Here is a 23,717-nt window from a genome sequence, read left to right as displayed (position 1 = left end):
CTGGATTCCTGACGGCTCCGTGGCTCCCCGCCGTCGCGGGTGCCGGGGCGCTCCGGCGCCGTTCGTCTAGCACTCTACCGGGGCGAGTGCCAACCTTCAACACGACCCTGCCGAAAACCCGTTCCCCAGGCCCGGAGCAACTCTCTCACCCGGATGCCGGTCGACATCGGCTCACACTCCGTTCAGGCTGTGCTGGCGCGATATACGAATAAAACTCACTTTTGTGCGGCACGCTCTCCAGCCGAACCGTTCGACGGAGGGAACCGGATGAACCAGCCAGGCGGATCGGACAACTGGAATCGCCGGAAACTACTGCTCGCATCGGCCACCACCGCCACTGCGCTGGGGCTCGGCAGCGGCGCGGCCACCGCCCGCACTCACCGTTCCGTGGGGCGCGGCGACCCCTTCACCCTCGGCATCGCCTCCGGGGATCCCGACTCGGAGGGCTTCGTGCTGTGGACGCGCCTCGCCCACGAACCCCTCGCCGAGGACGGCCGGGGCGGAATGCCGGACCGGGCGATCGACGTGGAATGGGAAGTCGCCGAGGACGAACGATTTCACCGCATCGTGCGACGCGGGACCGCGCGTGCCCTGCCGGAGTGGGGCCACTCGGTACACGTCGAGCTCGCCGGCCTGCGCCCGGGGCGCGAGTACTTCTACCGGTTCCGCGGCTGCGGGCACCTGACTCCCACCGGCCGCACCCGCACCGCACCGGCCGCGGGGACGGTACGCCAGCCGTTGACCGTGTGCACCGCCTCCTGCGCCGCGTGGGAGCACGGCTTCTACACCGCCTACCGGCGGATCGCCGAGGAGGAGCCCGACCTGGTGCTGCACCTCGGTGACTACATCTACGAACTGGGGCACCTGCAGTACCCGCTGCTGTCCGGAATCGCACGCTCGGTCACCGGCTGGCAGGCGCGCACCCTCGCCGAGTACCGCAGGCGCTATGCCGAGTACAAGACCGACCCCGACCTGCGACTGGCCCACCGAACCGCGCCGTGGGTGGTGATCTGGGACGACCACGAGCTCGACAACAACTGGGCCGGGCAGCACCCGGAACTGCCCCAGCCGGAGTTCGACCGGCGCCGCGCCGACTCGTTCCGGGCGTACTACGAGAACATGCCGTTGCGCGCCGGCAACCGGCCCCGCGGTGGGGACATGCGGCTCTACCGCCGTATCCGGTGGGGCGGGCTCGCCAACTTCCACATGCTCGACACCCGGCAGTACCGCGACGACCAGGCCTGCGGCGGGCTGGTGGGCCCCTGCGGCGCGGAGTCCGCCCCGGAACGCTCCATCACCGGCGAACGGCAGGAGAAGTGGCTGCTCGACGGGCTGCGCGGCTCCCATGCCAGATGGGACTTCCTGGGCCAGCAGGTGATGTTCGCCCACCACGACACACTGGACGGACCGCTGACCATGACCAACATGGACACCTGGGACGGCTACACCACCTCGCGTCGCCGAATCACCGACGGCTGGCTGAACGCGGGGGTACGCAACCCGGTGGTGCTGACCGGCGACATCCACGAGCACTACGCGGCCGACCTCAAGCGCGACTACGCCGATCCGGACTCCCCGGTGGTCGGCACGGAACTCGTCACCACCTCCGTCACCTCGGGAGGTGACGCCGAGGAGGGGGAGTTCACCGGTGACCCCGACAACCCGCACATCCGGTTCCACAGCGGGATGCGCGGTTACCTGCGCACCAGGATCGACGCCGAGCGACTGCGGGCGGACTTCCGCGTGCTGCCCTACGTCTCGCGACGTGGCGCCGAGGCGTCGACCAAGGCGTCCTTCGAGGTCGACGACGGAGTGGCTGGACTGCGGGAGGTCGCGCCGAGCTGAACCGGACTCGATCGCTCGTTCGGAACCCGGTCCCCGCGCTCGCTCCGGGGAACCACACCGGAACCGGTGGGAACGAACCGGCCGGGAGCGAGTCGGACGAACGTCCACTCCGTGGAAATCGCCCGTTCGAGCAAGCGACCGAAGCACCACCGGGTGTGTCACCCGGACGCCGCTCGATCGTCTGTACACATCGTAGGCATCCCATCACCCGCCCGGCGGTTGCGCGGTACGAAGTGGATCGTGGTCAACCAGATCGACATGAGAGAGAGGCCATCGAAGGGGTGGGTGCGTACACCGTGATCGACTGTGTGCTCTAGGTTGCCGGGTATGCCAGCACCGAGCAGGCCGACGAACCAGCCCTGGAAACGTCGCCCCCGCCCGTCCCGGCCCCCCGGCCCACTCGGCCCGCCACGACGCCCCACGAACCGACGAGCCTGAAGCGATCTCTCGGCGGTCCCACGCACGGGACGCACACGCCGACGATTCGATTCCCCCGAAGAACTCGGGCGAAGAGTTCCCCGAAAAAGCTTCCTCGAAAGATTTCCACGCTCCACAGCGGACTCCGGGGCCGGGTCTGCCCGCCCGGTTCCCGCCGTCCCGGGCGGCGGGAGCCGCTCCCGACCGCCCGCGATTCTCGATCCAGCCGATGACAGGACATAGCACCACCACTCGACGAAAACCTCGATGAGGTGCGAAAAAACCGAAAAGTAGGGATCTTGTAGCCGAGAGTTCACCCGATCCCAACCGCACACGGGTGGTTCGAACAACGAGCACGGGTGAAGGTGGTCTCCCGGATAGTCCTCGAACAACCGTCTGGAGGAGCGGGATGTCCGACTCCACTACGTCCGGCCCGAACAACTCGGTCGGCCGCCGTTCGGTACTGCTGGGCGGGGCGGCCGCGGTCGGTGGTGCCGCACTGGCGGGCACGGTCGCCGGAGCCGCCTACGCCGACGGTCGCGGCCTGCCCGGAGCCGGTATCGGCAGGCTGCGGGAACCGTTCACCCTCGGAGTGGCCTCCGGTGATCCACTGCCGACCGGCGTCGTGCTGTGGACCCGGCTGGCACCGGAGCCGACCGCCTCGGACGGCATGGGCGGCATGCCGAACCGTCCCTACCCCGTTCAGTGGGAGGTATCCGAGGACGAGCGGTTCGCCCGACCGGTACAGCGCGGCTGGGCGTGGGCCAGTCCGGAAGAGGCGCACAGCGTCCACGTGGAGGTGGACGGGCTGCGCCCCGGTGCCGAGTACTTCTACCGCTTCCGGGTGGGCAACGACGTCTCGCCGACCGGGCGCACCCGCACCGCGCCGCCTCCCGGGCACCTCGGCGACCTGACGCTGTGTTTCGCCTCCTGCTCACACTTCGGTGACGGCTACTTCACCGCCTACCGCAGGATGGCCGAGGACGAACCTGGACTGATCCTGCACCTGGGCGACTACCAGTACGAATACCCGGCCTCGGACGGCGACGTGCGAAAAGTGCTCGGCCCGGAGACCAGGACGCTGGCCAACTACCGGCAGCGGCACGCGCAGTACAAGACCGACGAGGACCTGCAACTGGCCCACTCGGTGGCGCCCTGGCTGGTGGTCTGGGACGACCACGAGACCGAGAACAACTGGGCCGACGAGGTGCCGGAGCAGCCCGACCCGGACTTCCTCGACCGGCGCGCGGCGGCGTTCCAGGCCTACTACGAGAACATGCCGCTGCGGCGGAGCTCCCGGCCGCGGGGGATCGACATGCGGCTCTACCGCCGTATCCGGTGGGGCGGGCTCGCCAACTTCCACATGCTCGACACCCGGCAGTACCGCGACGACCAGGCCTGCGGCGACGGATACGGCGTGGCATGCTCGGATCGCTTCGACCCCAACCGGACCATCACCGGTGAGCGGCAGGAGCGCTGGATCCTCGACGGTTTCCGCAGCACCAGGGCGCGCTGGGACGTGCTGGGGCAGCAGGTGTTCTTCTCCAAGCTGGACCTCGATTCCGGGCCCGGCGAGGGATACAACATGGACGCGTGGGACGGCTACGTCGCCAACCGCGACCGGATCGCGCACGGAATGGCCGACAGCAACGTGCGCAACGGGGTGGTGTTCACCGGAGACGTGCACCGGCACTGGGCCGCCGAGATCCGGGACTCGCACGACCACCCGGACTCGCCTCCCGCCGGGACCGAGTTCGTCACCACGTCGATCACCAGCGGCGGTGACGGCAGCGAGGACACCCAGCAGGGCGTGCTGGACGACAACCCGCACGTGAAGTTCTACAAGGACCGGCGCGGCTACGTCCGCACCAGGTTCAGCGCGGACGAGTTGCGCGTCGACTACCGCACGCTGGACTACGTCACCGAACGGGGCGCCCCCGCGCGGACCGAGGCCACCTTCGTGGTCAACGACGGGGAGCCGAAGTTGCACCGGCGTAGGTGAGCCCGCTGCCGCGACCGCTTGACCAGCGGCCGGCGTCGAAGAGCCCGCACCGCTGAGCACGGCGGGCGGGGCGCCCGCCACGGGAACCGCGTCCCGCCCGCCCCTGTCCGGCACATCCGGTCCCGGAAACGGCACGGCCGAGCGCACCCCTGCCTCGGGAAATCCGATACCAGCGACAGCCGCGAGAGTCGACTCCCGTCCGGGGCCCTTCGTCTCTGACCTCGAACCGCTCGGTTCCAGCGCTCCCGAACGGTCATCACGCGACCGTCGGAACTCGATCGGGTCGAGAAATTCGTCCCAGCGGGAAACCGGGCCACTTCACGTAACAACGTGTTCCACCAATCAGGGCAGAGTCCTTGCCCTGCCGGATGAAACAAAACAACCAACAGGCGAACGAATCCCGGACCATCCGGATTCCCCTCCGACAAAAAGAATCTCACAAGTCCGCGCGGGCGACTCGCCTCACCTGCCCGAGTGGCAGCGAGAAAAACCCCTTGCCGGAATCCACGGAACACTGCTCCCCTGAGCAACACCGCAACAATATCGAACAGAACCAGCCCCGAGCCACCGAAAACATGAAAAATAATTCGTCCCATCCCAACGACACCACCGCTCGAATTCGGAATCGTGCCGACATCACATCCCGACACGGAGACACCACTCCGCGCCTACAATTCTTCCGCCGGATCTACGGGGAACACGGCGCTCCGGGGCGGGACGAAGCAGAGTTCACGACGACTCGGCACTCGTCTCAGAAAAAAGACGCACCCGGTGACCCTGGTTCCTCCGGGTGAAACCAAAGAGGAACATACAACACGGAAAGGAACACGACGAATGCGAAAGACCGCGATGCTGTTCGCGATGCTGACGGCCTCGGCCACCCTCTTCCCGGCGGCCGCCGCCGCACAGCCCGTGGAGAACACGACGACTCCGGCTGAGAGCACCACCGGCTACTGTCTCGAGGACACGCTGATCTGGGAACGCCCCACCCGGAGATCTCCTCCGATCGGACTCTGCGTCAGACACGAACCGATCACTGCTTTCTGTTATCACGAGCTGAGCGTGGACATGTGGATAAAGATACGGACAGCCCACACTTCGGTGGGATACGCGAGCGCCGACAAGCTCTACGTCGACGACTGGCGGAAACTCGGCCAGTGCTGACGCGGTGACGGTGCGGCCGGGGGCGGTCACGCCTTGACCACGCCCCGGCCCACGCTTTCCGAAGCACGGAGGCGACTTCGAGGCGGCGGAGTCCGCCATCCGACGGAAACGCCCACCGCAGCCCCACCGGCGGCTCACTTCCGGTTCGGCCGGTCTTCGCAGGAGATATGGCGACAGCTCACCGCTACGTGGAACAACGGGACGGGCCGCTGGCCACGCGTGTCTCCCACCGCCAAAGTGCTCGAGTGCGTCGATGTGGACAACGTGGTGGTCCGAAACCGGAACCGGATCTCCCGTTGTCCGGAGTGATCTCTCGGCTCCGGAGGTGTTCGCGGCCGCGCGGAGCGCATTCGAGGCCGGACGACTCCGGCGGACGATCACGGTCGCGACCACCCGGACCGAACCCGCCGGACAACCGAAGTCCTCAGCGCAGCACCACGGTGTCCACCGGCATTCCGGGATTGGCCGACAGCCCCAGCGGGGACGGCTCGGTTCCGTTGGCCAGCGCGTGCGCGCCCACCGCGGCGATCATCGCGCCGTTGTCGGTGCACAATCGAGGACGCGGCACCCGCAGGGTGATACCCGCCTCGGCGCAGCGTTCTCTCGCCAACCCGGACAGCCGCGAGTTCGCCGCCACCCCGCCGGAGAGCACCATCGTGTCCATCCCCAGCTCCACGGCGGCCCGCACGGCCTTCTCGGTGAGGACGTCGGCCACCGCCTCCTGGAACGAAGCGGCGATGTCGGCGATCGGCAGCTGCTTGCCCGTGGCGCGCGCCTGCTCCACCCATCGGGCGACGGCGGTTTTCAGCCCGGAGAACGAGAAGTCGAACTTCGCGTCCCGGGGACCGGTCAGTCCGCGCGGGAAGGCGATGGCGTTGGGGTCGCCCTCGCGAGCCATCCTGTCGATCGGCGGCCCACCGGGGTACGGCAACTCCAGGATGCGCGCCACCTTGTCGTAGGCCTCACCCGCCGCGTCGTCGATGGTGGAACCGATCTCGGTCACCTCGTCGGCGATACCGGCCACCGACAGCAGCTGAGTGTGCCCACCCGAGACGAGCATGGCCAGGCAGCGTGGGGGCAGCGGGCCGTGTTCCAGGGTGTCGACCGCGACGTGACCGAGCAGATGGTTCACGCCGTAGAGCGGCACTCCCAGCGCGGCGGCGTAGGCCTTCGCCGCCGACACCCCCACCATCAGCGCACCGGCCAGCCCCGGCCCGGCGGTCACCGCTATAGCATCCACTTCGGACAATTTGATGCCCGCCTCGTCCAGCGCCCGCCGCACCGTGGGTTCCATCGCCTCCAGGTGAGCCCTGCTGGCGATCTCGGGTACCACTCCGCCGAACCGCGCGTGCTGCTCCACGCTGCTGGCCACGGCGTCGGCCAGCAACCGCACCGACCCGTCCGGGGCGAGCCGGACCAGCCCGACTCCGGTCTCGTCACACGAGGTCTCGATACCGAGCACGAGCCGGCCGGGGCCACCATCCGTACTCATACCGCTCCACCTTCCTGCTCGGCCGAACGCGCCGGTCGCCACATGGTGTAGGCGTCGGCACCGGACGGCCGGTAGTAGCGCTCGCGCTTGCCGACCACCTCGAACTCGTGCTCCTGGTAAAGCGCGATCGCGGAATCGTTGTCGGTACGCACTTCCAGGAACACCTGCGCCCGCTGCTCGTCGGCACGGGCCAACAGCTTGCGCAGCAGTGTCCTGCCAACCCCGTTGCGCTGGTAATCCGGGTCCACAGCGATGGTGTGCACCTCGGCCTCGGCATGCGGCGGACGGGCCACGAGGGCCAACCCGGCGTACCCGATCAGCCGGTCCGAGGAGTCGTAGGCACCCACGTAGTAGTCCCCGCCGTCCAGAGCGGCCGCGAACGCGCGCTCCGGCCACGGGTCGTCGTCGGGGAACAGCAGCCGCTCCAGCTCGGCGCACCGGGGGAGATCGCGCCTGCGGAGTTTCGCGACGAAGGGCTCGGTCGGCCCCGCCGTCGTACCGCCCCGGGCGTCGGGGTCCTGGTTCCGGGTCACGTCCTCCCCCGCTCGGCCGTCACCGTCTTCGGTGGTCCCGGCGTGGCGGCATCCGGCCTGCGCAGGTACATCGGCACCAGCGGCGCGGGGTCGGCCTCGGAACGCACCTCGTCGCCCGCCACCGCCACGATGCCCTCCGGGGTGGGATAGGCCGGTTCGACGGCCCGGAGTCCCAGGTCGGCGGCGTGCCGGGAGGCCAGTTCGCCCGCGGCCACCTCGAGACGCATCCCCTCCAGGCGCGCGGGAAGCTCCTCGGGCCGGTCCACGGCCGGAGCGGTCAGCCGTTCACGCGCACCGTGGGCCTTCCTGCCCCCGTAGGTCGCCCAGTAGACCTCACTGCGTCGGGCATCGGTCAGCACCAGCAGCGGCGAGTCACCATCGGTTCGCGCGGCTATGGCGTCCAGGCTGCTGACGGGGTAGACCCGAGTCCCTGAGGCGTGTCCGAGCGCGGCGGCCGTGACCATGCCGACCCGCAGTCCGGTGAACGGCCCCGGACCCGCGCCGACGACGATCGCGTCCACCTCACCCAGCTGATGGCCGCCTTCCGCGAGGACGTCGAGCAACTGCGGGGTGAGCAGTTCACCGTGGGCGCGCGGATTCACCGTCACGCGCTCGGCCAGGGAGTGCGGTCGGGAATCCGCGAGCTCGACCAGTCCCGCGGTTACCGCGGGGGTCGAGGTATCCAACGCGATGACGAGCACAGTTCCTCAGAATACTTCAGCCCCAGGTCATCGCCCTCATCGGGGCGGGGCGGGCACACCCCGAACGCGCGACGGGGCCGCCGGAGCGGTGCTTCGCTCCAGCGGCCCCTGGTCATCACTCACCTGCCGGTGGGGCGCAGCACCACCGAGTAGGTGTGCGGGCGGTCGGCCCGCACCCGGTACTCGTCCCGTACCGGGTTCGGCGTGTCACCGAGACCGGTGACGGCGTCGGAGACGTGCAGCGTGATGAACCGGTCCTCGCGCAGCTGGTGGGCGAAGTCGGTCCGCTCGGCGTTGGAGTACCGGTCGGCGGATACCGCCAACGAGTCCCCGGAGATCGACAGCCCCGCGTTCCCGTCGGAGAGCTCCACCCACTCGGTGTCCACCTTGACACCGTTGTCCTGCGGCGGGAGGAAGTCGAACCACTGCTCGTCCACCGTCGAGGACCAGCGGCCGATGTGCTGCGCGTCCTTGCGATCGGGATAGGACTCGCCGGGGCCACGGCCGTACCAGGTCATGTTCCCGAACGATTCGGGCACCCGCAGCGACATCCCGACGCGAGGCAGCCACGGCAACGAGCGCATCCGCTCGCCGTAGGCCTCGACCCGGTGCTGGAGCTCGACGGCTCCCGAGGCGTCGATCCGGTAGGTCCACCGGCTGTCGAAACCCTCACCGGAAACGTCGGGGGCGGAGGAACGGGTATTGACGACCAGCTTCGCCTCCCCGGAGTCGGAACGGCTCACCCGCACCGAACGAACCTCGGTCTCCAGCCGGTCCAGGCCCAGTTCGCGGAACCGCGCCTCGGGGTTCACTCCGCTCCAGTTGCTCCACTCGTTGCCGGTCGGCGGGCGGAACACGTCGAGTTCGGGGCCGGCCAGCAGCCGTTCGGTGCCGTCCGCGGACAACGAGCTCAGCGTGCCCTCGGAGCGGTCGAGGGAGTACTGGAACCCGGAGCCCCGTACCCGGACGTCCTCGGAGGTCCGCCGCACCGACGGCGCCGCCGCGTCCCGAGCGCGCTCGCGGTCGCCGCCCGGCGCCGCCGGGGCCCGCTTCCCGCCTGCCGCGAGCTGTTCGGAGGCGATGGTGTGCCCCGCGGGAATGCTACGGGAGGCCTCCCGCAGCTGGGCGGTGAGCACCAGGAAGCGCTCCGTCTCGCCCGCGCTCGGCAGGTCCAGGTCGACGCGCTCGCTCTCGCCCGGCCCCACGGTCACGTCCACCGGCCCGTCGGCGATCTTCTCGCCGTTGGATACCAGCTTCCACCGCAGTTCGTAGGCGTCGGTGCTCAGCGTGTGGTTGAGGTTGCGGACCACGAACCGCCCGTCGGCGGCGTCGTCGGCCCCCTCGACCGTGTCGAACCGGATCGGGGCGTGGCTGTAGGCCAGCTGTTTCAGCTCCGGCTGTGGAGTGCGATCGGCGTTGATCAGGCCGTTGACCACGAACTGCGAGGCGCCGTAGGTCTCGTACTTCCCCGCGTCCCGCTGCTCGTCGAAGTTCAGCGCGAGCACGGCCCGCTGTGCGGGATCGGCGCCGGAGGCGATGTCCTCAGGCGGCAGGGCCCTGTCGTAGATCCGGGCGTTGTCCACCACCGCGTGCGCGGTTCGGCCGGCGAAGCTGTCCCGGTGCTTCTCCTGGTTCCGGCCGACGGTGACGGTGTACATGGTGTTGTGCGCGATCTTCCCGTCGTAGGACTCGGCCGCCACCTGCTCACCGTCCAGGAAGAGCCGTACCTTCGAACCGTCGTAGGTGCCGGTCAGGCGGTGCCAGTCGCCCCACCAGTCGTCGGGGACCTCCACCCTGGCGGTGTGCCAGCCGCCCTCGCCGTAGACGAAGAACTCGACGTGGTTCCGGTCGGGCATCTGCAACGCCCACTGCTTGTCGCCCTTGGCCAGGAAGGTGTTGGAACCGTCCCAGGACAGCGGTTTGACGCGGATGTCGAGCGAGACCTCCTCACCCGTTATGCCGAGCTTCGGATCGCGGTAGGCCTGCGCCCAGTCGTCCATCCCGGACAGCTTCAGCGCCTTGCCCTCGACCCCCTCCACCAGTGAGGGGTTGCCGTTGACGTGCACCGGGATGTCGTTGCCGGAGGAGTCGGGCAGCATCCGCAGCTTCCGCGACAGACCCTGATCGACCCAGTCCCACACGAATCCACCCTGCAGGGCGGGCTCGCTGCGGATCGTGTTCCACATGTCCTCGTAGTGGCCGAGGCTGTTACCCATGGCGTGCAGCCACTCGCCCATCACGACCGGCTTGGTCTCGGTGCGGGCGATCTCCTTCAACGCCCCCGGTGAGGGGTAGCGCGGCCCGGCCACATCCGCGTAGGGCGCGTCGCCGCCGTGGTTGTTGGCCTGGTGGTAGAGCAGCCTGGTCGGGTCGACGGCCCTGGCGTGCTCGGCCATGTCGTAGTGCGCCTCGCCGAGACCGGCCTCGTTACCGGTGTCCCAGATGATCACGCTCGGGTGGTTCTTGTCGCGCTCCATCATCGCGTCGAACCGGTCGGCGAAGGCCGCCTGCCACTCCGGCCGGTCGGCGAGGCAGTCCCGCTCGGGCGCGGCCGAGCAGTTCTCACGGTAGTGGGTCTCGGTGTCGACCTCGTCGGCCAGCAGCAGCCCGTTGCGGTCGGCCAACCGGTACCAGTACGGGTCGTTCGGGTAGTGCGAGGTCCGTACCGCGTTGATGTTGTTGCGTCGCATCAGGGCGACGTCCTGGCGCTGCCGCTCACGGCTGACAGTGCGCCCGGTCTCGGGGTCGTGCTCGTGCCGGTTCACGCCGCGCAGGTTCACGGGCTCGCCGTTGAGCAGGATCTGCCTGTCCTTCGTGGTGACCTCGCGGAAGCCCACCGGCTGCTGGGTGGTCTGCAGCACTTCGCCGTCGGGCCCGAGCAGCTCCAGGACCGCGGTGTAGAGCGCGGGATTCTCGTCGCTCCACAACTCGGGGTCCTCGATCTCACGGCTGAGGTCGATCCGGGCACCGCCACCGTCGACCTCCGTGGCCCCTTCGAGCCCGGCCACCCGGTCGCCCTCGGGACCGTGGAGGGCGGCGCGCACGCGGTGCTGTCCGACAGTGCCGCCCCGGAGCGAACTCAGGTCCACACCGAGGCTCAGGGTGGCGTCGGTGTAGGAGTCGTCGAGGTCGGTGCGGATAGTGACGTCGGACATGTGGGTGCGCGGTACGCTGTAGAGGCGCACACTGCGGAAGATCCCGGAGAAGTGCCAGAAGTCCATGTTCTCCAGGTAGCTGCCCGCGCTCCAGCGGTGCACCCGCACGGCGATGGTGTTCTTGCCCGGGTGCAGGTACCGGCTGATGTCGTACTCGGCCGGGGTGTAGCCACCCTGGTCGTAGCCGACGTAGTCGCCGTTGATCCACACGAAGTTCCCGCTGGTGGCGCCCTCGAAGCGCAGCAGCTGGCGCCTGCCGTCCCAGTTCTTGGGCAGGTGGAACTCCCGCACATAGGCACCGGTCGGGTTCACGTCGTCCGGCACCTTCGGCGGATCGTACGGCGAGATCTCGGAGGAGACGTTGCGGTAGATGGGGTGGCCGTAGCCCTGCTGCTGCCAGACCCCCGGTACGGAGATGTCGTCCCACCGCGCGGTGCGTCTTCCCCGCTGCCAGCCCTCGGGGAGCTCGCGGTAGTGGTCGGCGTAGCGGAACCGCCACTGGCCGTCCAGCGACTTGGTCCAGCGGGTGGGGCGGTCCTGTTCGGCCGCCGTGTCCTGCCGCGCGGAGCGCAGCGCCTGCTCCGCGTTGTCGTAGGGGCGTAGATAAGCGTGGTGTGGCAGCTGGTTCTCCCCGACCCGGCTCGGGTCCTCCAGGTAGGACTCGACCGTGGCGGGATCGGTGGGACCGTCCGGTTGCCGCGCCTGCGCTGTGGCGGGCGCGAGCACGGCCATGACGGCCAGCGCCGTTGTCGAGGCCAACCAGCCCGCGGGACGTAAGCCACGTCTCGCGCTCATGAGCACCTCCCTCAGCAACAACACAGTGTGTAATCTTGTTTTTTCGTGTTTGTCACTGTGTTGTTGCTGAGGGATCTTGTCCGATTCGCCGGACCAGGTCAAGCTTCATCCCGCCGATACCGCCCGAACAGGGCAGTACCGGCGGGATACGGACACCGGAAGCACAGCGATTTCGCGAGAAATTGTCGTCCGTCCCCGGCGCCCGTGGTTTCGGAAAGCCCCGCTCGCGGAGATCAGAGCAGAGCCGTGAGCTCGGTGGGCAACGCCTCCTCCTCCGAGAGCGGCCGCCGCGCCGACAACGCCGCTGCCGCCGCCGCGTCCAGTCCCGCCTCACCGGTCAACACCGCTCGCGCCTGGCTCGGCGGCAGTCGGTTGAACCACCGCGTCACGAGATGACGCGACCCGTCCTCGCTCGCCCGCCCGTGCAACCGCAGCCGGGCCATCCCTCCGTCCGGGAACACGTCCAGCCGCACGTGGGTGACCTCGGTACGCACCGGCAGCCGGAACCGGTGGCAGGTGTCCGGCTGCAACCTGGTGCGCGGCAGCAGCTCGCGCCAGGAAGCCGGATCGTCCGGGTCGGCCTCGCGGGCGTCGCAACCGGACAGCGAGGCCCAGCCGGGCGCGTTGCCCTTGAAGTGGCTGGTGTCCACCTCGGCGCGCTCCACGGTTCCGGCGGCGGCGAGCCGAACCGAGACCCAGTCGTTGCCGTCGTCCCTGCGGCGCGCCGTCTCCCAGCCCTCGCCCATCACGCGGGCCAGTCCCGGCGCGAACAGGTTCGACGGCGAGGAGAAGAACATGTTGCTGCAACCGGTGACCCGTCCGCCGTTCTCCAGCGCCGCCAGGTCGAACCGGTCGGAGATCCAGCGCGGATCGGCGACCGGCTCACCGTGCACCCGGAGGCGGGCGATGCCGCCGTCGGGGTGCATGCACAGCCGCACGTGGGTGTAGCGGTGCGGCGGGTCCACGTCGAAGACGTTGCGGGTGTGCCCCTCGACCGGGCTGGGCGGCAGGATCTCCTCCCAATCCGCCTGTTCGAGCTCGGCCGGGTCCGGGTACCCCTCGACAGCACAGCCCTGCACCGACACCTCCGGCGGGTAGTTGCCCTTGAAGAACGAGGTGTCGACGACGAGCCTGCGGATCAGGCCGGGAAGACCGAGCCGGATGATCGCGTGGTCGTGGCCGGGTTCGCGGCGCCTGCGGGTCTCCCACCCGTCGTAGATCTGTCCCTTGTGGCCGAAGCTGTATGGCTGGTAGGTGGGTTCCTCGGGCTTGAGGAGGTTCTCACGCTCGGCGAACAACTCGTCGTTGGCGTACGCGGCCGAACCTCCGTATATCCGGGAGGCGAGGTCTGGCAGCGACGAGCGGTACGGGTCGTCGTTGGCGTGCTCCTGGTTCCGGCTCATGCTTCTCCTCGGTTGAGCAACTCGCCCGCTGGGGTGGTGTCGGCCTCCGGCCCGGCGATCTGCCTGCCGCGCAACCAGGTGGACCTCACCGTCCCGGCCAGCGCTCGCCCGTGGTAGGCGCTCACCGCGTTGCGGTGGTGGAGCTTGTCCGCGTCGACGACGTAGGCGTCGTCCGGAGCGAACACGCACAGGTCCGCGTCGGAACCAACCGCCAGCGCCCCCTTGTCACGCAGCCCGGAGACCCTGGCCGGCCCGGAGGACATCCAGGAGACGACGTCGGACAGCTCGAAGCCGCGGAGCCTGGCCTGGCTCCACACGGCGGACAACCCGAGCTGCAGGCTGGAGACACCGCCCCATGCGACGCCGAAGTCCCCGATGTCCAGCCGCTTGAGCTCCGGAGTGCACGGCGAGTGGTCGCTGACCACGCAGTCGATGGTGCCGTCGGCCAGTCCGCGCCACAGCAGCTCGCGGTTGGCCGCCTCCCGCACGGGCGGGCAGCACTTGAACTGGGTAGCGCCGTCCGGGATCTCCTCCGACACGAAGGAGAGGTAGTGCGGGCAGGTCTCCACGGTCACCCGCACCCCGTCGGCACGCGCCGAGGCGATCATCGGCAGCGCGTCCGAGGAGGACAGGTGCAGGATGTGCACCCGCGCGCCGGTGCGGCGGGCGAGTTCGAGCACCTGGGCGATGGCCATGTTCTCGGCACCACGCGGCCTGGAGGCCAGGAAGTCGCGGTAGTTCTCACCGTGCGCGCTGGGAGCGTGTTCGATGGCCTCGGAGTCCTCGGCGTGCACGATCATGGTCGCGTCCAGTTCCGCGACGATGCGCAGCGCCCGCTCCAGCTCGGCGGAGTCCAGCGGCGGGAACTCGTCGACGCCGGAGTGCAGCAGGAAGCACTTGAAACCGTAGACACCGCTCTCGTGCAGCCCGCGCAGTTCGTCGAGGTTGCCGTGCACGGCACCGCCCCAGAAGCCGACGTCGACGTGCACGTTGTTCTCGGCGACCTTGCGCTTGACCTCCAGCGACTCCGAGTCGATGGTCGGCGGCAGGCAGTTCAGCGGCATGTCGACGATCGTGGTGATGCCGCCCTCCGCGGCCGCGCGGGTCGCGGTGGGGAATCCCTCCCACTCGGAGCGGCCGGGATCGTTGACGTGCACGTGGCTGTCCACCATCCCGGGAAGCAGCACCTCGTCCTCGGCGAGCTCCACGGTGCGAGCGCCCCGCATCGGGGCGTCGAGGGCCTCGACGGCCGCGATGCGTCCCTCCCTGACGCCTACACTGCCGGATACCTCCCCGCTGGGACCGATCAGCCTCCGCGCGCGGAACACGACGTCGAATTCCGGGGCGGAGGAGTTGGCGGGTTCGACCACCGCGACTACCTCCCAACTCGATTTTCAACAAAATGTTGAACCCTCTCCGCCGAACGGTCAACCCCTTCGGCCCAACCACACTCACTCGGCTGGCGTAGCTGGTCGCGCGGCGGAACCTCCCACGGGGCTCCCGGCGCGGGTGCCCCGACATCGGGTAAGCGACCTACACAACGTCGTGACCGTCCTCGCGAGAGCCGCACGCGAGAACCCGCGGCAGTGCCGGGGTGAGAGGGTGGTGGGAGCTCGGCACCGTACCGTCCCACCGCCCTCGCACCCGTTCCCAGTACCCACCCGGGAAATCGACACCAGCCGGGGCACACCGCCGCGCGGGACGTCGATTCCTCGCGAAATCGCGGCGCCCCGAGATCGCCGCCGGGAAGCGACCGTGCGGATCGCAGCGCAGGGACCTCAGGGGCGTGAGTCGGATGCATCGCGAGGCCGGGCCGCTCGCCGCGCAGGTCACCACTCAAGAGCGGCCCAACGCGACAAGGCGCCGACTCACGTGCCGGCTACGCGACCACCCTGCCTGATCCGGGGAATCACAGAAAGTCGTCGGCGATGTGCTCGCCCACTCGATGGAGGAGGGAGGCCGCCCCCCGGATCGAGCGCCCCGGATCGGGTTGCAGGTGCGCCAGCGCGTACACGGCCGAGAAACCACCACCCCGCAGCCGGTGTTCGGACAGCGAGCACTTGCCCGCCACGGCCACGGTCGGCACACCGACCTTGGCGGCCCGCGCGGCCACGGTGGCCGGGACCTTGCCCCGCAGCGTCTGCTCGTCCAGCGCGCCCTCCCCGGTGACCACCAGCGCCGCACCCGCGAGGTCGCGGTCGAAACCGACGAGTTCGAGCACCACGTCGCTGCCGGAGCGGAATCTCGCGGACAGCGCGGTCAGGGCGCCGTAGCCCACTCCGCCCGCCGCGCCCGCTCCCGGCCGGTCGGCGGCGGACTCCCCGGTGGCCCGGCCGAGGACTTCCGCGAAGTTGCACAGCGCCGCGTCGAGCCGCCGCACCTCCTCCGGCCCCGCCCCCTTCTGGGGACCGTAGACGTGCGCGGCCCCGGACGGGCCGGTCAGCGGATTGTCCACGTCGGAAGCCAACACCAGGTCCACATCGGCCAGTCGTGGATCCAGCTCCGACAGGTCGATCCCGGCCAGTCGTTCGAGCTCCCCACCACCGGGCGACAGGGACCGGCCACCGGAATCGGTGAGCCGGGCACCCAGTGCGGCCAACATGCCGGCCCCACCGTCGGTGCAGGCACTGCCGCCGACGCCCAGCACGATCTCGCGCACCCCGGCGTCCAGGGCCGCGGTGAGCAGTTCACCCGTTCCGTGGCTGGAGGCCCGCAGCGGATCGAACTCCCCCGGGGCGAGCAGCGCGAGTCCGGACGCCGAGGCGAGCTCGACCACCGCCGTGGTGCGATTCACCGCGATCTCCGCCTCCACCCTCCTGCCGGTGGGGCCGGTCACCCGTACCGGCAGCCGCTCGAACCGGCCGGTGGCCAGTGCCGCGCGCACGGTGCCGTCGCCACCGTCGGCGACCGGAACCCGACGAACATCGAGCGAGGGAATCCTGCCACGCAACCCGACGGCGACCGCGTCGGCGACCTCGGCCGCCGAGAGCGAGCCCTTGAACTTGTCCGGCGCGACGAGAACATGACCAGTCACAACACGCTCCGCATCTTCGGCTGGCAGCAAGCCACGAACGTTTGGAAGGGGCGCCCCCCGCCAGTTAAGCCCGGCACCGAGGCGGGGGGCACCCCGGGACGCGGCCTCCCGGCCGAGCCCCGGTCTGGTGGTCGTCACTTCGACCGTCGGGACGACCGGTGCGGCCCCGCCGCGGACTCCCGCGAGGCGCCGCCGCACCGGCGGCCCGCGGTCAGTCGACCGGCTCCGGCTCGTTCATCGCGTCGATGCGAACCCCGTTGGCCGTGTTCGCCTCGCGCTCGATCATCACCTCGACCAGCACCGGCCTGCTGGTGGCCACCGCCTCCTTGCGGGCCCACTCGATGGTCTCGCCGAGTTCGGCCGGGTCGAACACGCGGCGACCGGAGCAGCCGTAGGCCTCCATCACCTTCACGTTGTCGGTGCCGTGCTCGTCGTAGTGCAGGTCGACCTCGGTGTTCATGCCGTAGCCCTGCTCGGCCATCCTGATCAGGCCCAGGTACTCGTTGTTGAGCATGATGACCACGAAGCCCACGTCGTACTGCGCGGCCACCGCCAGCTCCTCCACCAGGAACTGGAAGGAGTAGTCGCCGACCACCGAGACGACCTCGGCCGACGGTTCGGCCGACTTCACCCCGATCGCGGCCGGGATCTCCCAGCCGAGCGGACCGGCCTGGCCGCACACCTGGTAGTGCCTCGGCTTGTGGGTGCGCTGGAACTGCCCGGACCAGATCTGGTACAGCCCGATCGCCGTGGTGAAGTAGGTGTCCGGCCCGAAGATCTCGTTGATCTCCCGGAACACCCTGGGGGCCTTGATCGGGACGCTGTCGTAGTCGTCCGGCCTGGTGTGGGTCTTCTTGAGCTCGTTGACCCGGTCGACCCAGGCGTGGAACCGGGGAGCGGCCGAGCGCCGCCTGGCCGTCTCCAGCAGCGCGTCCAGGAACGGGCCGGTGTCCGAGACGATCCCCAGGTCGGGCCCGAAGACCTTGCCGAGCTGGGTGGGCTCGATGTCGACGTGGATGAACCGGCGCTGTCCCCTGTAGACGTCCAGCGCCCCGGTGTGCCGGTCCCCGAACCGGGCGCCCAGCGCCAGCACCAGATCGGACTCCATGAAGGACTGGTTGCCGTAGCGCTGGCTGGTCTGGATACCGGTCATACCGGCCCACAGCTCGTGGTCCTCCGGGAACGACCCCTTGCCCATCAGCGTGACCTGGACCGGGACACCCAGCAGCTCGGCGAGCTCGCGCAGCCGTTCGTGGGCCTCACCCAGCACCACACCGCCACCGGAGAGGATCAGCGGGCGCTCCGCCTGCTGCAGCATGTCCAGTGCGCGTTCCACGCGGGGCTGATACGGCTCCACCCGCTGCACCGGCAGCGGCGCGTCGATGCTGGGGTCCCACTCGATCTCCTGCTGCTGGACGTCCAGCGGCAGGTCGACCAGCACCGGGCCCTGCCTGCCGGAACGGGCCACCCGGAACGCCTCCCGGAAGATCCACGGTGCCTGGGCGGCCTCCTTGACCTGCACGGCCCACTTGGTGACCGGCCGGGCGACCTCGACGATGTCGACGGCCTGAAAGGCTTCCTGGTGCAGCTTGCTGGAAACGGCCTGGCCGGTGATGCACAGGATCGGTACGGAGTCGGCCTGGGCGGTGTAGAGCCCGGTGATCATGTTGGTGCCCGCGGGCCCTGAGGTCCCGATGGCCACCCCCACGTTGCCGTTGGTGCGGGCCCACCCGTCGGCCATGTGGGTGGCGCCCTCCTCGTGGCGCACGGTCAGGTGCTCGATGTCGCGGTGCTCCAGGGCCGCGTACAGCGGCAGGATGGCCGCACCTGGGCAGCCGAACGCGACGTCGATCCCCTCGGACTCGAGGACGTCGACGACAGCCTGCATGACGGGAACCTTCGGCATGGTATGCACTACCTCTCCGATGCGGCGGGTTCGCGGCGGCACGGTTGCTCGACGGTGCCTCGGAGTGCGAACCTGCCTCGGTGACACTCGGTGTGGGGCCGGAAACGACAGTCGGTCGTCCGGCCGTGCCGGGTGCGGAAGTCTCCGCACCGCGTTACGCGGGGCGACGGCTGGGCGTCCGCTCCCGCACCGTGGTTGTTCCGACGGGTGGGTGGCCCGGATGCTTGGCGGCGCTGGAGCCACCCCTCCCACCGGAGTCGTCGATCGACGGTTCCGGGACCCGGCAGTCGCGGACCGCGCTGCCGCTGTCCCTCCCACCGGTCACTCCTTGCCGCTGAGCCGGGCGATCTGCCGGAACAGCCCGGAGTGGTCCAGCGAGCCGTCCCCCTGGGCCACGGCCGCCGCCATGAGCTGCGCGACCAGGCTCCCGACCGGGGTGGCCACCCCGGACTCGCGGGCCGCGCTCTGCAGGATTCCCAGGTCCTTGTGGTGCAGTTCGATGCGGAATCCCGGCTTGAAGCTGCGCTCGCGCATGCCCTTGTTCTTGGCGTCGAGCACCTTGCTCCCGGCCAGCCCGCCGCCGAGCACCTGGAAGGCCGACTCGGTGTCGACCCCCTGGGCCTCCAGGAACATCAGGGCCTCGCTGACGAGCGCGATGTTGCCCGCCACGATGAGCTGGTTGGCGGCCTTGACCGTCTGGCCCGAACCGGCCGGCCCGACGTGCACCACGGTCTTGCCGACCACGTCGAACACCCCGGAGGCCGCCTCGAACGCGTCGGGTTCACCGCCGACCATGATGGACAGCGCACCGTCGATGGCACCCTGCTCCCCGCCGCTGACCGGGGCGTCCAGCGCCCGAACGCCCTGTTTGGCGGCCTGCTCGGCGACCGCGCGCGAAACCTCGGGGCGGATGGTGCTGCAGTCGATCAGCAGGGCACCGTCCGGGGCGTGCGCCAGCACTCCGTCGTCGCCGAGCACCGCGCTCTCGACGTCCGGCGAGTCGGGCAGCATGGTCACGATCACCTCGGCGTCGGAGACGGCCTCGGCGATGGTGCTCGCCCCCTTGCCTCCCGCCGCGACCAGCTTCTCGACCTTGGCGCTGCTGCGGTTGTATCCGGTGACCTCGTACCCGGCGTCGACGAGGTTGGCCGCCATCGGTCCACCCATGATGCCGAGTCCGACGAATCCTACCTTGGTCATCGTTTTTCCTCTCGTCACTGAAGTATTCGAGTTCACTCTCACAGGCGATTTCCCGCGAAATCGTCGTGCCGGGGCAGCTGTCGGGACGCGGCCGTGCGGGTCGCGGCGCGGGTGTCCCCGGTGCGTGAGTCGGATGCATCGCGAGGCCGGGCCGCTCGCCGCGCAGGTCGCTACTCACCAGCCGGCCCAACGCGGCAAGGCGCCGACTCACGTGCCGGCTAACCGGCCCCCGGACAAGCCGCCTCGCTGACCCTCAGTAGATCCAGCCGAAGCTGTCGGCGCTCGTCCCGCTGGGCTTGTACTCCAGTGCCACGTAACCGCGGTAACCAGCGCGCTGCAGCTTGGCGAAGTAGTGGTCGAAGTCGACCTGTCCGGTACCGGGCTCGTTGCGTCCCGGGGCGTCGGCGATCTGGACGTGTCCGATCCGCGCGGCGTGCTCGTCGATGGCGGCCTCGGGGTCGTCACCGTTGGTGATCAGGTGATACAGGTCGAACAGCAGACGCAGGTTGTCCACCCCACCCGACTCCCACACGCGGTCGATGACGGCCACCGCCTCGTCGGCCTTCTTGAGCGGGTAGCTCGGGGTGCCGCTGACCGGTTCGATCAGCACGGTGCCGTCGATGCGTGCGGCGGCCTTCGCCGCGACGGTGAGGTTCTCCACGGCGGCGGCGTCCTGCTCCTCGGGCCGCACTCCCTCGAGCCGGTTGCCGTAGAGGGCGTTGAACGCGGTGCACCCCAGCCGGGCGCCGATCCCCACGGCCACGTCGACGTTGTCGCGGAACTCGGTGGACCGAGCGGGGTGCGAGAGCACGCCCCGGTCGCCGGCGGGCATGTCCCCGGCGAAGAAGTTCAGCCCCACCAGGGAGACGCCCGCGTCCTCGACGGCGCGGACGAACTTGTCGACTTCCCCGTCACCGGGCACGGCCTCGGAGAACGGCCACCAGAACTCGATGGCGTCGAAGCCCGCCGCCTTGGCCGCGGCCGGCCGGGACAACACGTCGAGCTCGCTGAACAGGATCGACGTGTTGACTGCGTACGGGAAGCGATGCATCCGTGTGCCCCCTTGAGTCACCTTTACTTTCACTAAGTGAAAGTTTTATTTCGTACAGCGATAGAATACTGAGCGACCACGACAGGGTCAACACCTCTCGCCCCGGCGGGCTACCGTGATGGCGCGTACGAACAGCCCGAGCGGAAACGGCAGGTACTCGATGAGGCTGAGAGCCGAGTTCACGACGGAACCGTTCGAGGGCGAGGGCGAACCACCGGCACACGCCGCCGTGGCGCGGGACGCGCTGCGCGAATCCGGCCTGGAGCCGGACTTCGGACCGCTGGGAACGGCCATCAGCGGCGACCGGGAAGCAGTGCTGCCCGCCCTGTCGGCGGTGCTGGAACGAGCTCTGGAGGCGGGCGCGGACCGGATAACCATGCAGGTCAGCGTCGACGACACACCCCTGGACGGTTGAGGCTTCACGTGCACCCGCTGACTTCCGCGATCCAACCACTGCTCAGCCGGATCGGCGCCAGAGCGGTGCCGGTGGAGGAGCGCAGACCCGACGACGTACTGCTCTACTGGGAGGGAAACCCGGCCGTGGCCGTGCGGCTGCCCAGCGAGGAGCTCACCAGCGCACTGGACCGGTTGATCGCGCAGGTGGAGTCCGAACTCGGCGCGAGCCTGCCCGACCTCTCCCGGGCCGACAAGCAGCGCGCGGTGCGCCTGCTGGAGGAGCGCGGCGCTTTCACACTGCGCAAGTCGGTGGAGTCGGTCGCCAAGAAACTCGGCGTCAGTCGCTTCACCGTGTACAACTACCTCAACCGGGAGCGCTCCTGAACCGTCGCCGTCGCGCGACACCCTCCCGGGGAACCACCGCCGAAGCGGCGGGCTCCCGTCGGACGGCCGCGCACTCCGCGCTGCTCCGTACGGAGCAGCGCCTCACCACCGAACGCGGGCGTCCCTAATCGAGCGATTCGGTCGAAGCCCCCGCGAGCCGATTGCGATCATTGTGCGAACGCACAGTGCGGACCAGCAGATTTCAACAAAGTGTTGACACCTCCACGTGGCCGGACTTAACTTTTGCCACCAACCGCTCCGAGGGAACATCCAGGTGAACCCGAGGAGAACGACCACGCGAATCCGTGGGGAACACCGATGTCAGCACCATCTTCCACCGGAACCGGCCCGGGCCTGGCCAGGCTGAACAGCCTGCCCCGCCCGGAACTCGTCAAGAAACTGCTGGCCTGCCTCGACGTGCAGCGCTGGGCCAACGAGATCGCCGACAACCGGCCTTACGAATCCGACACGCGACTCTACGAAGTGGCCGACCGCGCGGCGGCCGAGCTCAGCGAGTCGGAGATCCACTCGGCACTGGCCGCTCATCCCCGGATCGGCCAACGGTCCACCGGCAACGACACCTCGGCCTCGTGGTCGCGCCGGGAGCAGTCCGGGGTCGACGCGGACGACACCAAGCTGGCGGTGGAACTGGCCGAGGCCAACGAGGAGTACGAGCGCCGCTTCGGCCACGTCTACCTGGTGTGCGCGAGCGGACGCAGCGGTCCCGAACTCCTCGAGATCCTGCGTTCCCGACTGGACAACGACCCCGTTACCGAGTTGCGCGTCGTCGCCGACGAGCTGCGCAAGATCGCGAGACTACGGCTGGCGAGAGTGATCGAAGCGTGAGCGAGACAACCACGAGTGCCGTGACCACCCACGTCCTGGACTCCTCGCGGGGACTGCCCGCGGCGGGCATCGAGGTCTCGCTGGAGCAGGCGGTCCAGGACGGCTGGACCCCGGTCGGCGAGGCCGTCACCAACGAGGACGGCAGGGTCAAGCGGCTCGGACCGAGCAGGCTGACCGAGGGAACCTACCGGCTGACCTTCGAGACGGCGGCTTACTTCCAACGACTGGGCATCGACTCCTTCTACCCCCAGGTGCAGATCACCTTCCGCCTGGCGGATTCGGAGCAGCACTACCACGTGCCGCTGTTGTTGAGCCCGTTCGCATATTCCACCTACCGAGGGAGCTGATCAGCTCATGGGCATCGTCATGGGCCCCAACCAGTACGGCAAGTCCGAGTGCCGCATCGTCACGATCAACCGGGACAGCAGCAGGCACACCATCAAGGACCTCAACGTCAGCACCGCGCTGCGCGGTGACTTCGACGACACGCACTACACCGGCGACAACGCCAAGGTGCTGCCGACCGACACCCAGAAGAACACGGTCTACGCCCTGGCCAAGGAGCAGCCGGTCGGTGAGATCGAGGACTTCGCCACGCGGCTCGGACGACACTTCATCGACACCCAGGAGCCGGTCAAGGGCGCTCGCATCCTCATCGAGGAGTACGCCTGGGAACGCATCCCGGTCTCCGGCACCGGCCACGACCACTCGTTCGCGCGTTCCAGCGACGAGAAGCGCACCACGGCCGTGACCATCGACGGTTCGGAGACGCACGTGGTCTCCGGGCTCAAGGACCTGGTCGTGCTGAAGTCCACGGGCTCGGAGTTCTGGGGTTACCCCAAGGACCGCTTCACCACGCTGGCCGAGACCGATGACCGAATCCTGGCCACGGCGGTGACGGCACGCTGGCGCTACCTGCACACCGACGTGGACTGGGCGAAGAGCTTCGAGTCCGTCCGGGAAACCATGCTCGAAACATTCGCCACCACCCACAGCTACGCGCTGCAGCAGAGCCTGTACGAGATGGGCAAGGCGGTGCTGGAAAAGCACCCCGAGGTGGCCGAGGTACGCATGTCGCTGCCGAACAAACACCACTTCCTGGTGGACATGCAGCAGTTCGGTCTGGAAAACGAGAACGAGGTTTTCTTCGCCGCCGACCGGCCCTACGGCCTCATCGAGGGCACCGTGAGCCGCGACGACGTCGAAGAGGCACCGAAGGCCTGGTACAGCCTTCCGGAATTCTGATTCCACCACCGGGGCCGCCGGAAAACAACCGGCGGCCCCCCTTGTTTCAACTTCTCCCCCTGGTTTTTTCGGAAACTACACCGTTACTCGACGGCAACGCCTGATTCGAGATTTCGCAGAGAATTGATTTAGCTAACCCACATTTCCT

At 69.1% G+C, this 23,717-nt stretch carries 18 protein-coding genes; 8 read left to right on the top strand and 10 right to left on the bottom strand.

Features of this window, described 5'->3' with window-relative positions; genetic code table 11:
- Nucleotides 1-267 precede the first annotated feature (267 nt).
- From BLQ75_RS03310 to BLQ75_RS03300, 3 genes are all read left to right on the top strand, one after another.
- A complete protein-coding gene (locus BLQ75_RS03310; protein WP_092597580.1) occupies nt 268-1,845 on the top strand; it encodes an alkaline phosphatase D family protein in 1,578 nt (525 codons plus the stop codon).
- Nucleotides 1,846-2,671: 826 nt separating this feature from the next.
- Nucleotides 2,672-4,264, top strand: coding sequence for an alkaline phosphatase D family protein (locus BLQ75_RS03305; RefSeq protein WP_092597577.1), 1,593 nt, complete (start codon nt 2,672-2,674; stop codon nt 4,262-4,264).
- Nucleotides 4,265-5,098: 834 nt separating this feature from the next.
- Complete coding sequence (locus BLQ75_RS03300) at nt 5,099-5,428, top strand: hypothetical protein (protein ID WP_092597574.1); 330 nt, start codon at nt 5,099-5,101, stop codon at nt 5,426-5,428.
- 424 nt (nt 5,429-5,852) lie between these two features.
- Here BLQ75_RS03300 and tsaD read toward each other — a convergent pair whose 3' ends face one another.
- The 10 genes from tsaD to BLQ75_RS03250 form a co-directional block, all read right to left on the bottom strand.
- Nucleotides 5,853-6,920 (bottom strand): tRNA (adenosine(37)-N6)-threonylcarbamoyltransferase complex transferase subunit TsaD, encoded by a 1,068-nt coding sequence (gene tsaD / locus BLQ75_RS03295; protein ID WP_092597571.1) that lies wholly within the window; start codon nt 6,918-6,920, stop codon nt 5,853-5,855.
- The gene (gene rimI, locus BLQ75_RS03290; RefSeq protein WP_092597568.1) at nt 6,917-7,453 is read right to left on the bottom strand and encodes a ribosomal protein S18-alanine N-acetyltransferase; all 537 of its coding nucleotides are present in this window, start codon (nt 7,451-7,453) and stop codon (nt 6,917-6,919) included. The genes tsaD and rimI overlap by 4 nt, the downstream gene beginning before the upstream one ends.
- Nucleotides 7,450-8,154 carry a tRNA (adenosine(37)-N6)-threonylcarbamoyltransferase complex dimerization subunit type 1 TsaB gene (gene tsaB, locus BLQ75_RS03285; RefSeq protein WP_092597565.1) on the bottom strand — a complete coding sequence of 235 codons (705 nt, stop codon included), beginning with the start codon at nt 8,152-8,154 and terminating at the stop codon, nt 7,450-7,452. The genes rimI and tsaB overlap by 4 nt, the downstream gene beginning before the upstream one ends.
- A 119-nt stretch (nt 8,155-8,273) precedes the next feature.
- Nucleotides 8,274-12,104, bottom strand: a complete 3,831-nt coding sequence (locus tag BLQ75_RS03280; RefSeq protein ID WP_092598341.1) for a glycoside hydrolase family 2 TIM barrel-domain containing protein — start codon at nt 12,102-12,104, stop codon at nt 8,274-8,276.
- 233 nt (nt 12,105-12,337) lie between these two features.
- Nucleotides 12,338-13,507, bottom strand: a complete 1,170-nt coding sequence (gene alc, locus BLQ75_RS03275) for an allantoicase (RefSeq protein WP_092597562.1) — start codon at nt 13,505-13,507, stop codon at nt 12,338-12,340.
- The gene (allB, locus tag BLQ75_RS03270; RefSeq protein WP_092597559.1) at nt 13,504-14,877 is read right to left on the bottom strand and encodes an allantoinase AllB; all 1,374 of its coding nucleotides are present in this window, start codon (nt 14,875-14,877) and stop codon (nt 13,504-13,506) included. Before allB ends, alc begins: the two co-directional genes overlap by 4 nt.
- A gap of 539 nt (nt 14,878-15,416) precedes the next feature.
- Nucleotides 15,417-16,541, bottom strand: a complete 1,125-nt coding sequence (locus BLQ75_RS03265) for a glycerate kinase (RefSeq protein ID WP_092597556.1) — start codon at nt 16,539-16,541, stop codon at nt 15,417-15,419.
- A 211-nt stretch (nt 16,542-16,752) separates the two neighbouring features.
- A complete protein-coding gene (gene gcl / locus BLQ75_RS03260; protein WP_092597553.1) occupies nt 16,753-18,447 on the bottom strand; it encodes a glyoxylate carboligase in 1,695 nt (564 codons plus the stop codon).
- A 321-nt stretch (nt 18,448-18,768) separates the two neighbouring features.
- Nucleotides 18,769-19,647, bottom strand: a complete 879-nt coding sequence (locus tag BLQ75_RS03255; protein WP_092597550.1) for a 2-hydroxy-3-oxopropionate reductase — start codon at nt 19,645-19,647, stop codon at nt 18,769-18,771.
- 253 nt (nt 19,648-19,900) lie between these two features.
- On the bottom strand, nt 19,901-20,698 hold the full coding sequence (locus BLQ75_RS03250; RefSeq protein ID WP_092597547.1) for a hydroxypyruvate isomerase family protein: 798 nt from the start codon (nt 20,696-20,698) through the stop codon (nt 19,901-19,903).
- Nucleotides 20,699-20,858: 160 nt separating this feature from the next.
- Between BLQ75_RS03250 and BLQ75_RS03245 the strand changes: the two genes are divergently transcribed.
- From BLQ75_RS03245 to pucL, 5 genes are all read left to right on the top strand, one after another.
- Nucleotides 20,859-21,113, top strand: coding sequence for a thiamine-binding protein (locus BLQ75_RS03245; RefSeq protein WP_092597544.1), 255 nt, complete (start codon nt 20,859-20,861; stop codon nt 21,111-21,113).
- Nucleotides 21,114-21,121: 8 nt separating this feature from the next.
- Entirely contained in the window at nt 21,122-21,478 is a 357-nt protein-coding gene (locus BLQ75_RS03240) for a helix-turn-helix domain-containing protein (protein WP_092597541.1), read from the top strand.
- Nucleotides 21,479-21,796: 318 nt separating this feature from the next.
- Nucleotides 21,797-22,324, top strand: coding sequence for a 2-oxo-4-hydroxy-4-carboxy-5-ureidoimidazoline decarboxylase (gene uraD / locus BLQ75_RS03235; protein ID WP_092597538.1), 528 nt, complete (start codon nt 21,797-21,799; stop codon nt 22,322-22,324).
- A complete protein-coding gene (uraH, locus tag BLQ75_RS03230) occupies nt 22,321-22,671 on the top strand; it encodes a hydroxyisourate hydrolase (RefSeq protein ID WP_170837298.1) in 351 nt (116 codons plus the stop codon). Before uraD ends, uraH begins: the two co-directional genes overlap by 4 nt.
- Before the next feature lie 7 nt (nt 22,672-22,678).
- The gene (gene pucL / locus BLQ75_RS03225) at nt 22,679-23,569 is read left to right on the top strand and encodes a factor-independent urate hydroxylase (RefSeq protein ID WP_092597535.1); all 891 of its coding nucleotides are present in this window, start codon (nt 22,679-22,681) and stop codon (nt 23,567-23,569) included.
- The last annotated feature ends 148 nt before the right edge of the window (nt 23,570-23,717 follow it).

Origin of the sequence: Actinopolyspora xinjiangensis (assembly GCF_900104475.1) — a bacterium.
GTDB classification, from domain to species: domain Bacteria; phylum Actinomycetota; class Actinomycetes; order Mycobacteriales; family Pseudonocardiaceae; genus Actinopolyspora; species Actinopolyspora xinjiangensis.
This window is presented reverse-complemented; position numbering and strand designations above follow the sequence as displayed.

What these genes read in the sequence shown, in the direction of transcription:
- BLQ75_RS03250 (WP_092597547.1), bottom strand. Translation starts at nt 20,698, where the DNA reads ATGCATCGCTTCCCGTACGCAGTCAACACGTCGATCCTGTTCAGCGAG.
- alc (WP_092597562.1), bottom strand. Translation starts at nt 13,507, where the DNA reads ATGAGCCGGAACCAGGAGCACGCCAACGACGACCCGTACCGCTCGTCG.
- BLQ75_RS03310 (WP_092597580.1), top strand. Translation starts at nt 268, where the DNA reads ATGAACCAGCCAGGCGGATCGGACAACTGGAATCGCCGGAAACTACTG.
- BLQ75_RS03255 (WP_092597550.1), bottom strand. Translation starts at nt 19,647, where the DNA reads ATGACCAAGGTAGGATTCGTCGGACTCGGCATCATGGGTGGACCGATG.
- BLQ75_RS03305 (WP_092597577.1), top strand. Translation starts at nt 2,672, where the DNA reads ATGTCCGACTCCACTACGTCCGGCCCGAACAACTCGGTCGGCCGCCGT.
- BLQ75_RS03245 (WP_092597544.1), top strand. Translation starts at nt 20,859, where the DNA reads ATGAGGCTGAGAGCCGAGTTCACGACGGAACCGTTCGAGGGCGAGGGC.
- uraD (WP_092597538.1), top strand. Translation starts at nt 21,797, where the DNA reads ATGTCAGCACCATCTTCCACCGGAACCGGCCCGGGCCTGGCCAGGCTG.
- tsaD (WP_092597571.1), bottom strand. Translation starts at nt 6,920, where the DNA reads ATGAGTACGGATGGTGGCCCCGGCCGGCTCGTGCTCGGTATCGAGACC.
- BLQ75_RS03280 (WP_092598341.1), bottom strand. Translation starts at nt 12,104, where the DNA reads ATGAGCGCGAGACGTGGCTTACGTCCCGCGGGCTGGTTGGCCTCGACA.
- pucL (WP_092597535.1), top strand. Translation starts at nt 22,679, where the DNA reads ATGGGCATCGTCATGGGCCCCAACCAGTACGGCAAGTCCGAGTGCCGC.
- gcl (WP_092597553.1), bottom strand. Translation starts at nt 18,447, where the DNA reads ATGCCGAAGGTTCCCGTCATGCAGGCTGTCGTCGACGTCCTCGAGTCC.
- BLQ75_RS03300 (WP_092597574.1), top strand. Translation starts at nt 5,099, where the DNA reads ATGCGAAAGACCGCGATGCTGTTCGCGATGCTGACGGCCTCGGCCACC.